Here is an 11950-nt window from a genome sequence, read left to right as displayed (position 1 = left end):
TTTGTTAAAACCTCATACGAACGGATGGCATCATGAGCACAGAGAAACTGGAAGTACTTACACCGACCAACAGCCAGATCATCTTCATCGACCAACAGCCTCAGATGGCCTTTGGCGTCCAGTCAATCGACCGGCAAGTATTGAAGAACAACGTCGTCGGACTGGCGAAGGCGGCGAAGACATTCAACATCCCGACGACTATCACGACGGTCGAGAGCGAAAGCTTCTCCGGCTTCACGTACCCGGAGCTGCTCGACGTGTTCCCGGACCAGCCCACTCTCGAGCGAACCTCGATGAACTCCTGGGACGACCAGAAGGTCCGCGACGCACTCAAGAAAAACGGCCGGAACAAGGTCGTCGTCGCCGGCCTGTGGACGGAGGTCTGCAACACGACGTTCGCGCTCTGCGCGATGCTCGAAGGCGGCTACGAGATTTACATGGTCGCCGATGCGTCCGGCGGCACGTCGAAGGACGCGCACGACTTCGCGATGCAGCGAATGGTCCAGGCCGGCGCCGTCCCTGTCACGTGGCAACAGGTCCTGCTCGAGTGGCAGCGCGACTGGGCGCGCAAAGAAACCTACGATGACGTTATGAAAATCGTGAAGGAACATTCTGGTGCATACGGAATGGGCGTCGACTACGCCTACACGAGGGTTCATAACGCCCCCCAGCGTACCGAGACAAAGCACGAGTCTCTCGCTCCAGTCCCGGCGAAGACCTGACGGGGCGACGCATGCTGAGCAGCTGACATGGGAGGCTCGTCTCCGGAATAATCATTCCGGCGCAGCCTCTCAGCGCAATGTCCATGGCTATTACTTGAATGCAAATAATTCGCGACAACCATGGAGCACGCTGATACGCGAGTCCGAGGAATCTTCTGCCAATGAAAGCTTATATTCTCTCGCTCCTTGGTGGCATTCTCGCCGGCGCGATATACAGCCTGATTCGTGTACGCTCGCCGGCGCCCCCAATGGTGGCCCTCGTGGGGTTACTGGGGATGGTTATTGGAACTCAAATTTTTCCAACTGGACGTCACCTTCTGGCGAGCACTACGCTTCAGTTTGCAAAAACAGAGGTAACGCAGACGCATACTACGCATTCGCCCGTTCGAATAACGTCAAACTGATTTCGGGCGTGCCCGCCAACGTCTCACAGAATTGAATCCAGCACCCTCTGAGTCGACGCGGCCGAGCGCCGCTTTGAGTGGAACAGATAGGCGTTTCAAAGAGCAAATTTGCTTCAAGGCTCGCCGTCGACTCTGACTGTTATGGCTCGGCCTTCGCCGGCTGCGCTTCGGTGGTCAACATTTGTTCTGCCGAACTCGGAGTTGTCATTCGCGGGTTCGTCGATAATCGAAGGTAAGCTGCAGAGCGGCGACGTAGTTCCGCTTCTAAAGCATCCTCTATTCCGATAAGCCGATTGCTCGCCGAGCGGTGCGGGGAGAGCAGTTCGTTCAGCTTTAGATGCAGAGCTACACTGTCCTTGTTCTGACTTTGTCGAATCAAAAAATCGATTAGGAACGTGACGATGGCGGTACCGGTGTTGATGACCCGTTACCAGCCATCCGAGTAGTGAAATATTGGTCCAGTCGCCCGCTCCGCACCAATAGCATCGGTTCCGGTGAGTTGCTCCGCAAGCGCAAACCATTCCTCCGCTTGCTTGTCCCGACTCGTCCGATTTCGCGGTGCCGAGTCGAGGAACGCGACATCACCCCGAATAGGTGCGACCTCGAAGTCGAGCAGGTCCTGGCCGGAGGCGGCGTCCCGTTGGGCTTGTCCTGACCTGACCGCCACGGTCTCGCCCCACCGATGTTATTCAGATAACGGCGCCGCAATGGCTGCCGGAGCGTATGCTGCTTGAATAATCGGGAGACGACCATGAGCCTCGCTGGCAAGCCCCCCCTTATATCCGGCGGCAGTCGCGGCATCAGACTCCTGCGGCAAGGAAATCAAACCCTGGAAGAGATGGGTGCGTTATTCCCTGGTCATGTTTGGACTGCTTTCCCTGACGGCTCGCCCGAATATCTTAGCCAGAGCATCCGCGAATACACGGGAATCCAGGTAAGTAACAATTGTGCTAATTATGACGATGTCATCCATCCGGACGACGTCGCAGCAAACGAACATTACTGGGAGGCGTTGGCTGCAGGCCGGGACCCCGGCGAACTTGAACTCCGAATTCGCCGCGCAGACGGCATCTACCGATGGTTCCTGTGCCGGACGCGGGCCGTCCGAGGTACGAACGGCGCACTTGTCCGTTGGGTGTGTCTGAACTGGGACATTAACGACCGCAAGATTGCGGAGACGCGTCTTCGGAGCGAAGGGCAAAACTACAGGCGAATAGTTGATGGCGTCCCAGCTTGCGTATGCGTGGCAGACCCCGCCGGCAAACTCGTTTACGTCAACAAGGCCGGGCTTGCCGCATTGGGCCGTCCAAGCGAAGAGGTTGTCGGTGACCTATGGATGAACTGCATCCATCCCTCCGAGGTAGAAGCTGCCCGTGTCCAATGGGCGCAGTGTATTGAAGCAGGTCGCCCCGTCGATGTCGTGGTCCGGATGCAGCATTACGATGGTGCGTACAGATGGCAACACCTCGTCGCTGAACCGTTTTACGACGATGGGGTCGTAGTCAACTGGTACCTCGTCGGTATCGAAGTCGACGACACAGTAAAGGCTCAGGAAGCCGTGAAGAAAAGTGAGAGGGAAGCTCGGGAACTGCTCGATCGCCTTCCAGGCCGCTGCGCCACAAGAACGACAGCTGATTTCGACTTCGTTAACCGCCGCATCCTTGAGGAAACCGGTACTACGCCGGAGGAGCTACAAAGACTCGGATTTCTGCATTTCATCCACCCCGACGACAAAGAGCGAATTAGACAAGGTTATCTCCGGTCGGTCGAACAGAAGGCAGCTTACGAGGACACTTACCGCTGGAAAAATGCGGACGGCGAGTATCACTGGCATCATGCCCGTTCCGTTCCTTATTTCAACGAGGACGGAAGCGTATACAAATGGTATGTGATGAGCCTCGATATCGATGACCTATACAAAACGAAAGAGGTCATCCGCGAGCGTGAAGCGCAGCTCAACTGGCTCACCGACGCAGTGCCAGGCTTCCTATGGCGCACTGACGCCGCTGGTTCAATAGAGTATGTGAACAAACGAGCTGAAGCCTACACCGGCAGAAGCCTGCATGAACTGACCAGCAAGGGCTGGTTTGACCTTGTTCATCCGGACGACTACGCGACAGTTACTGAGACATGGAACCACTCGATGAAAAGCGGGGCGACGTACGATACGGTACATCGCCTTCGCGCTGCTGACGGGTCCTATCGATGGTTTCAGTGCCAGGCCAATGCAATGCGTAACGCCCGGAGCGATATCACTAACTGGTACGGCCTGCTCACCGATATCCACGAGCGCAAAATTGGAGACGAACGATTGAGACGCGAGGAGTTACATCTTCGCAGGCTCATAGACGCAATGCCTGCCATGATTTGGCGCGCCACCTCAGGCGGGGAAATCGACCGATGGAATCACCGCATGCTTTCTTTCATCGGAAAGACCTGGGAGCAAATTGACGGAAAGCCCTTATTCAGTCTCGTTCCGCCTGACGAGCGGGCACGTGTCCGCAAACATTGGCAACAATGCGTCCTCGAGGGCTCATCTTACCAGGACACTTACCAGATTACGGGGGCTGATGGGAAACTACATTGGTATCTCGTCCGCAGTGAACCGTTCCGCGATGAGACGGGTGAAATCCTTCATTGGTATGGCGTGTGCACGGACATTGACGACCTGAAAGAAACGGAAGTCGCACTCCAGCAGCGCGAGCACCAATTGCGGGAGATTACGGAAACAATCCCAGGAATGATTTGGTGCACCGATGCTGACGGGCAACCGACCTACTACAATCGGAGACTCGCAGAATACGCCGGGGTGGACATATCGGAGACTCGTGACCTCGGATATAAGAAGACCATCCACCCAGATGACTGGGAGGGTCTCATTCAAAGATGGACACACTCAGTTCAGACCGGTGAACCCTACACCAATGTCATCCGTATGCGCCATATGCACTGCGAGGACGGGCCATACCGCTGGTATCAGGTACGCGCCGAAGCAATGCGCGATGCGGATGGCAACATCGTTCAATGGTACGGACTGAACATCGACATCGACGAACAAAAATGTGCTGAAGACAGCTTGCGAGAAGTACAAACTCAACTCGCTCGCGCGACCCAGATTGCAATGGTCGCTGAATTATCGGCCTCGATAGCGCACGAACTCAATCAGCCACTTACGTCTGTTATCGCCAATGCTCACGCCTGTCGTCGCTGGCTTGCGGCCGACCCGCCAAATCTCGACGGGGCGCGCTCTTCTGTGGAGGGCATACTCCGAGATGGCCATGCTGCCGACGAAACGATGCAGAGCATCCGTACCCTGTTCAAACGAGAGACCCTCAAGAAGTCTCAATACGGTATTCCTGACATGGTCCGGGACGCAGTGAGATTGTTGAAAGAGGACCCCAGTATGCGAGACGCCGCCATAACGCTGGAATTTCCCAACAATCTTCCAGACATGAACGTCGACCGGATACAGATTCAGCAGGTCCTTATCAACCTGATGTCGAACGCAATCGAGGCAGCAGAAAATACCGGCCGCACACCAAAAGTCCGCATCACCGGCGCTTTCCTCAATGAACTATTAGTTACCATCGAAATATCTGACAACGGGGATGGTATCGCTGAGCTCGATACTCTTTTCCAGCCGTTTGTCACCTCAAAGGCGAAAGGCATGGGTATAGGTCTGGCAATTTCACGCTCAATTGTCGAAGCCCATGACGGTACACTGACAGCCAGGAACAACCTCGACCAAGGTGCGACGTTTTCTCTAACGCTACCAATTTTTGCCCTTGCTGGTGAACCACGAACTGTAGCCCCCCGAGCTTAAGCTAACTTCAGGTGACCTCGCAGGTTGCCTGACTCGTCTCGCTGTCAATAGCTCTCTCCAGCTTTTTGCACCTTCCACACATACACCCCCACACCTCCAGCTTTCATGTAAATAGACGAACGCATATATCCCTTCCTATTGAAACCACTGATTCCCTCGGTCGAAACCGTCGACGAGGGAACCTTCACATTGAAGCTCCCGTTCCTCCCGCTTGCACAAGCCCAGCAACCTGAGGCAACGGCTTAGGCTGGACAAGAGGGCGACTGCAGTGGTCGCCCTCTGGCTTGGCACAATCTGGGTTCCGTTGCGTCCGTGTATCATGCTTTGACGTGACTGACTCCAGCTTTATGTAATAGGCGAGACTCCACAAGCTTCCTATCATCAACACCAAGGTCCGCGAACCAGTGCCCCGGTGCGAAAGACTGCCAATCACGGTGCCCTCCGGGCAATCCTGCCTTGACGATGATGATTATGATTGCCATGCCCGGATTGACCCATTCCGACCGGCCCTGGTCGCACGTCACCTCCCTGCTGTCGGGGAACGCAACGCAATGGTGGATTATGAACAGAAAAAAAATCGTTGCCTCTATGCTCGTAGGCGTCTGCTACGCCAACAGTGCGTTTGCGCAGAGCCTTGCCCCAAGCGGCGTGCAAAGAAGCGACGAGTCAGCCACGGCCCCGTCGATTTCAAACCCCGAGCCCAGTCCCTCACCTACCAACAATAATAATAAGCATCATCGGTCGCATTTTGGCACCCGAAAGAGTAGCGCTTCTCAACCGAAGCCCAAGCTCAAGCCAGACTATCCCTGTCAGAACTTGCATGTTAAGTCAGAAAATTGCCCGCCAAGATAGAGGGACTCCCGGAGTAGCCGTCCGAAGAAGCGACCGCCGTGGTCGCCATCCTCCGCTTAGTTGACATCCCTGGTTATTTTGATACAGAGGAGCAAGCCCAGCAGGCCGGGCTGGACTGGGCACGAGCGTGGATAGCCACGGCTAAGGTTCTTATTGACCGGCTTCGCGATAGCTCTCAAATTTTGACGTCTGTCCGATGCCCGGGTTGAAGCAGTTGCACGGGTCCAGGCTCCCATAAAACGACTTTAAAGAAGGCTTTGCCTGATACAGATGACCGACATTGTGTTCAGCTGGATACTCAACGCCACGCGCATCCGGCAGCTTCCAGAGCTGACGCTCCAGTTTCAGGCAGCCGTAACCCTTCTTCAGACGTAGTCTTGGTGAAACACGTGACACAGGCACGGTCCATAGTAAAGCTTCAGTGAAATTAGCTCATTGAACTCATCCGGGAGGCGCTCCATCCACTCCTCATCATTGCGTCGCAGCGCGATATCGAGGGCGACGATGTCCTCGACATCGGCACTGTGCACCGCGCGATACCGCACGGCCGCGCCGGTCGCTACAAACGATTAAGAAACGCAGCTTGCCGCAATTGCTCTCAGCGAGCCATACGGCTGGCAGAACTCAAACTACAAATCGAGGAAGCGACGTAATCGTAGTTTCGAAAAGAGGACCGCCCAGTTGGGCGGTCCTCTTTTTTCGTGTCGCTATATAAAAAGGCTCGGAGCAACTCTTCAACTTCACCGAACCTGGAGTGCGCCCGCGTGCCACGCGCGCCTCCTCAGGACAACATTGATTGCAATTCGCAGGACAGATTTCATTTGCAACAGCGAATTTTTCGTTGACGCACCGCAGGCCAGATTTGTTTGACAAACCAACCCGTGAAATTTTTAGAATCATCAAACTATCAATCGCTTAGAGGGCACACGTGGACAACTATCGTTTGCGGAATACCAATGTGGCGGCTCGCAAACGGTACCTGTCCGTGAATGCGCGCTTCACCAGCGAAATGGAACTCGACGGGTCAAGCACCATGGTCCAGTGTTGCCCGGTCAGTGCTGACGATTCAAACCCCGCTAGAAACGCGACCGTGTTGGCAACGTCGGCTACGCTGGTAAATTCGCCGTCGACGATTTCCTTTAGCATCACGTCCTTGACAACCTGAGCTTCCGAAATACCGAGCGCTTTTGCCTGTTCCGGGATCTGCCTGTCAACTAATGGCGTACGGACAAAGCCCGGACATACCACATTCGCTCTCACGCCGCGCGCGCCACCCTCCTTCGCAACGACGCGAGCAAAGGCCCAGCAAACCGTGTTTGGCGGTGACGTAAGCCGACTTCAGCTTCGACGCTTCGTGTGAATGAACCGAACCCATGTAGATGATGGCGCCGCCCTTTCCCGATGCATACATGTGCCTGATAGCCTTCGTGGTTAGAAATGCGCCATCCAGGTGAATGGCGAGCATCTTTTTCCAGTCTGAATAGGCGTAGTCTTCAATCGGGTTGACAATCTGAACTCCCGCGTTCGACACCAGTACATCGATACCGCCAAGTTTGCCGACTGCTTCTTCAATACCTTGCGTCGACCGCTTCTTCGCTTGTGACATCCATCGACACGGCAAGTGCTTGCCCGCCTGTGGCGACGATACTGTCAGCGACCCGCCGCGCGTTCGCCTGATTCAGGTCCGCAATGACGACGGCCGCGCCGTCCAAAGCCATTTTGCGTGCGCATTGTTCACCGATACCGCTTGCGGCGCCCGTCACGAGCGCGACCTTTCCTTGCAACGACATAACGTTCTTCCTTGCTGAATTACTGGTTCACGGCAAGCTTCAGTGCTTCCGCCGGGGCGAGATAGTCGTAAGCGACTTCGCCCACATCGGTTCGCGACAGGCAGTCGTTTCGTATCGCTGAGGAATCCAACATGAATCTTTTCGCCACCGGCGGTTTTTCCGGCAATAACTGGCTCGCCCAGTCCGAGAGACTATTAGACAGCTAACTGAAATGCGTACATGTCAACTTATGAGGTTGGCATCAGCGTCATCCTGGGTCCCCACTTGTTCAGGGATCGTGCAGATGTTAGATGCTGCTGCCTACTTGTCTGCCGCCCACACCGCTATCTGCACCGGGGCGTCACCTCGTGACGGCGTAATTTCACCGGAGTTATCGAGGACGATGGTGTAGTCCGAAGCGGGATACTCGGCCCAGTCCGACTCGAATTCGCCATAAGCGCCCTTCTTGGCTCCAGGCCACAAGAAAAGATCCGCCTCGGAGAAATCCTTCGTTGATGGCTTTCCGTAAACGCTGTCATTGCCAAACATCTCGTACAGAGATTTCTGCGCCTCGTGGAACGCAACACCGTTAAGGAGGTTGTCATAACCGGCGTCGGTCACCTTGAAGGGAACGATGACCAGGTCGATGGGTACCTGCTGGTCGATTCTTAGGGAAATCTTGACGTTCACGTCCTTGCTGATGTGCAGCGGGATGAGCACGCGTTGCTTCTCCGGGACATACTGCGATTGCTGGAGAAGGAGATGAACTGCAGGCTCGGCCGCACCAGGGGCCGGTGCCGCCTGCGCCTGTGCCTGTGCCTGCGCCTGTGCCTTCACCTGCGGCGCTGACGCTTTCGCTTGCTGACTAACCAACGGCTTGTCGTCTTCGGTCGCAATCTGGGTGACACGCTCGTAAACGCTCGGAGGTTCCTTGGGGTCACTATCGGTCAATGTGAGCGAGGTCTTGCTCAGCGAAGTAATGGCTTCGTCATCGTGATTGCCCTTGAACTCGACTTCAGGCGCGGCGAGCATATCAATCAGCAACCGTCCTTTGTCTACCTTCCAGGTTCCTCGCAAGACCAGGCTGGTTTCATTGCTGACGACCGTCATTTTGAAGTCGGACGACGGCGTCAAATCCATGTAGTAGCTCTCGCCGTCTTTTTTCGAATGCCAAAGCCCGGTGATACGCTCGCGCAGCAACGTGTCGCTAGCGGTCGCGCCGCTTAACGGCTCGTCGGATTTTGAGCAGGCCATGAGCGAGAGCGTGGCCATGGCAGTGACAGCTATTAATCTTGTCTTCACGGCCGGCCCCTCGTGTCGCAGGAAAGACATCGTGTCCACGCCTTGAATCCGACGTGTTTCCGAGGAAAGTCTTTCAACAGGCTATCAGCCCTCGCGCCCGCGATGTTGCGGTTTTCCGGGGTGCACTGTTACCTATCGCACGGACCACGGCAAAATCGGTGTCGCTTCGGAGAACTGGCCAATGGCGTCTCTTCGCGAGGAAGATCACCGCGCCAGGTAAATGTAATCAAGCGTCGCCGGACGCTTGAACCTGTTCCTGTCGGGGTAATTCGCCGCGCTCAAAGAAGACCCGAGCCATCTGAAGGTGCGCCGTCGCCACGCCCTGGCCGGCAAGGGTTGCGCGCAGGGGTAGCCCAGAGTCATCGAAGACTGGTCCTCGCACTGATTTGGGCCAACTCCCGTTGGCGAGCCACCCCATGCCTATGCCTCGCGAAAGCGCGTAGCTAGAGAAGCGCGACCACCCGCACGTCGCCCTGCTCGGCCGACGCGACCACCTTCTCGCCGATCCGCCGGAACGTGATCGACACTGATGAATCGCCCACCTTCAGATCGCCGACTTCGAGCCAGTCGATGCCTTCCGGCAGCATGGGTTGTTCGATGACCACTTCGCGCCGGGCCGCATCGATCGTGATGCCCAGACACGCTTCGAGCATCATGAACGGCGAGCCCGCGGCCCAGGCTTGCGGCAGACACGCGACCGGATAGGCGGTGGGCGGCTCGCCGCGCCGACGCGGGAAACCACAGAACAGTTCCGGCAGCCGCATGTCGAAATTGACTGCCGCCTGGAATAGCGCCTGCAACAGCCGCACCGCCGCCGCCTTGCCGCCGTAATGCGACAGGCCGCGCGCACAGAGTGCGTTGTCATGCGGCCAGACCGAGCCGTTGTGATACGCCATGGGGTTAAAGCGCGCCTGACTCGCGGCCAGCGTGCGCACGCCCCAGCCGGTGTGAAACAGCGTGGAGTCGAGCGCGCGCACTACCGCTTCGCCCCGCTCACGCGAGGGCAGACCGAAGGCCAGCAAATGGCCCGCATTCGACGCCATCACGCGGCACAATTCACCGTGACCGTCGAGCGCGATGCCGTAGAAGCCGGACTCTTCCATCCAGTACTTTTCTTCGACGCACTGACGGATTTTCTTCGCGCGCTCGCTGTATTGCTTCGTCTGATCGTGCAGGCCGCGCAGCTTGGCGAAGTGAGCCATTGTGTCGAAGGCGGCGCTCGCATACGCCTGTACTTCGACGAGCGCGATCGGGCCGTCGGGGAAACGGCCGTCGGCGTGGAAGACCGAATCGTGGCTGTCTTTCCAGCCTTGATTCGCGAGACCACCATCGGACTCGCGCTGATAGTCCAGCAGACCGTAACGGTTCTTGTCGCAGACACCCGCCACCCACTGCGCCGCGCGTTCCAACGCGGGCCACAATTCGTCAATCAGCGCGAGGTCGTCCGTGCGTGTCGCATAGGCGCCGGCCAGCACGATAAACAGCGGCGTGGTGTCCACGCCGCCGTAGTACAGCGCGAACGGCACTTCGCCGGTGGCGGCCATTTCGCCCTTGCGCATCTCATGCATGATCTTGCCGGGCGCGGCGTCACGAAACGGTGAATTTTCGCGTGCCTGATGCTCGGCGAGAAAGCGCACCACGCCTGCGGCCAACTGCGGCTGCAACCAGAGTGTCTGCAACGACGTGATGACCGCATCGCGCCCGAACGGCGTTGAGAACCACGGGATGCCGGCATAGGGATAGGGGCCGGTGGCGAGATCGGTAGTCAGCAGACCCAGGTCGGCAAGCGAACGATCGATCCACGCGTTGAAGAGCGGATTGCTCGAACGCACCCTGGCGGTAACGCGGCGGCGTTCACGCATCACGAGGTGGGCGTCGACCAGTGCGGCGCGCACGGCGGCACGGCCAACGCGTGGACGCTCAGCATCGATTTGCGACAGATGGGCTTCGCTCACCGCGTGAGTGGGCTGCGCGACGCCCGCGGCCGGCTTGTCGGCTTGCGCGACCACTTGCACGGAGACGGACAGATAGATCGACACGCAGGCTTGCGCGGGCAGTTTGACGGTGTAGTCGGCGCGATCGGCGAAGAGCTTGTCCGGCTCGGGCGAGAAGGCGATCTGCACATTGCGCGCCACGTCGTCGAGACCGATATAGCCGAGCAGGACCTCGCGATTCTCGACGCGCGCCGGTTCGATGCGGCCTTGTTTGTTGCGCTTGAGGCCGCGCACTTCGAACATGTCGCGGAAGTCGCTGGCGAAGGAAATGGACAGCGGCACGACGGCGTCGCTCGTGCCGTAGTTGGTGAGTTCGATGGCTTCGTTGAGGACGGTTCCCGAGAGCACGCGCACGCGTTCGACGTGGATCACGCCTTCGGGCGTGCTGTCGCCGCCGAGCGGCGGCAGGGGGCGATTGGTCAGATGCGCGGTGAAGGAGGTGTTGTCGCTGCTGACGCTGCCCGACAGCAACGAGGGCGCGCGTCCGCCGAAGGTGAGGCGCAGGCTCGACAGGACGCGGGTGTCGTTGACGAACAGACCGTCGTCGTGGCCGGTGATATCGCCGAGGGGATCGTTGACAATGAAGGTGTCGCCAGACTTCAGCACGTGCTGGGTGGCGCTCGCGACGTTAAGGTTTTCCGTCGGGATGAATGCACCGTCCGGCTCGGGTTCGCGGTGGTCGATTCCGCCCGAGTGGGACAGGCCGCCGAGGGCTTCTGGCTGCTGCATCAGGGTCGCTCCTATGGTGTTCGCTTTCGGTTTCGGTTCGCTTTTCGCGTGCCGCTGGGTGGTGCCCGGTCGCTTCCGATTGTAGAGGGTCTGTCCGCGTCAGACGAACTTATCGTGGGGGAGTTTCGGGTTTTTTGGTGGCACGGGACATGCAGAGGGGTTTTGAGGGTTTGTCTGTTTGCCTGCGGCGTTGGCCTTTCCTTGATCCGGTTGCCTGCGGCGGTGGGTTTGTCTGTTTGCCTGCGGCGTTGGCCTTTCCTTGATCCGGCTGCCTGCGGCGGTGGGCTTGTCTGTTTGCCTACGGCGTTGGCCTTTCCTTGATCCGGCTGCCTGCGGCGGTGGGCTTGTCTGTTTG

5 protein-coding genes and 3 pseudogenes are annotated in these 11950 nt (G+C 57.7%); 3 read left to right on the top strand and 5 right to left on the bottom strand.

Annotated elements, in window-relative coordinates; all coding sequences use genetic code 11:
• The first annotated feature begins 32 nt into the window (after window positions 1-32).
• Together PQR53_RS32310 and PQR53_RS32305 are read left to right on the top strand one after the other, a co-directional pair.
• The gene (locus tag PQR53_RS32310) at window positions 33-722 is read left to right on the top strand and encodes a hydrolase (protein WP_408463405.1); all 690 of its coding nucleotides are present in this window, start codon (window positions 33-35) and stop codon (window positions 720-722) included.
• Window positions 723-883: 161 nt separating this feature from the next.
• Entirely contained in the window at window positions 884-1126 is a 243-nt protein-coding gene (locus PQR53_RS32305; protein WP_408463402.1) for a DUF1427 family protein, read from the top strand.
• 139 nt (window positions 1127-1265) lie between these two features.
• Here the strand turns inward: PQR53_RS32305 and PQR53_RS32300 are convergent.
• A pseudogene (locus tag PQR53_RS32300) lies at window positions 1266-1589 on the bottom strand (low affinity iron permease family protein); the annotation flags it as partial.
• Between the two features lie 288 nt (window positions 1590-1877).
• On the opposite strand from PQR53_RS32300, the gene PQR53_RS32295 reads away from it, so the two are divergent.
• Complete coding sequence (locus PQR53_RS32295) at window positions 1878-4949, top strand: PAS domain-containing protein (RefSeq protein WP_408463399.1); 3072 nt, start codon at window positions 1878-1880, stop codon at window positions 4947-4949.
• Window positions 4950-5951: 1002 nt separating this feature from the next.
• Here the strand turns inward: PQR53_RS32295 and PQR53_RS32290 are convergent.
• The 4 genes and pseudogenes from PQR53_RS32290 to PQR53_RS32275 form a co-directional block, all read right to left on the bottom strand.
• Window positions 5952-6367 (bottom strand): annotated as a pseudogene (locus PQR53_RS32290) (D-lactate dehydrogenase); the annotation flags it as partial.
• 478 nt (window positions 6368-6845) lie between these two features.
• Window positions 6846-7591, bottom strand: a pseudogene (locus tag PQR53_RS32285) (3-hydroxybutyrate dehydrogenase); the annotation flags it as partial.
• 300 nt (window positions 7592-7891) lie between these two features.
• Window positions 7892-8842, bottom strand: coding sequence for a hypothetical protein (locus PQR53_RS32280; RefSeq protein WP_408463396.1), 951 nt, complete (start codon window positions 8840-8842; stop codon window positions 7892-7894).
• Window positions 8843-9315: 473 nt separating this feature from the next.
• A complete protein-coding gene (locus tag PQR53_RS32275) occupies window positions 9316-11595 on the bottom strand; it encodes an amylo-alpha-1,6-glucosidase (RefSeq protein ID WP_408463393.1) in 2280 nt (759 codons plus the stop codon).
• Between the last annotated feature and the right edge of the window lie 355 nt (window positions 11596-11950).

Source organism: Paraburkholderia fungorum (genome assembly GCF_046027605.1).
GTDB classification, from domain to species: domain Bacteria; phylum Pseudomonadota; class Gammaproteobacteria; order Burkholderiales; family Burkholderiaceae; genus Paraburkholderia; species Paraburkholderia fungorum_F.
This window is presented reverse-complemented; position numbering and strand designations above follow the sequence as displayed.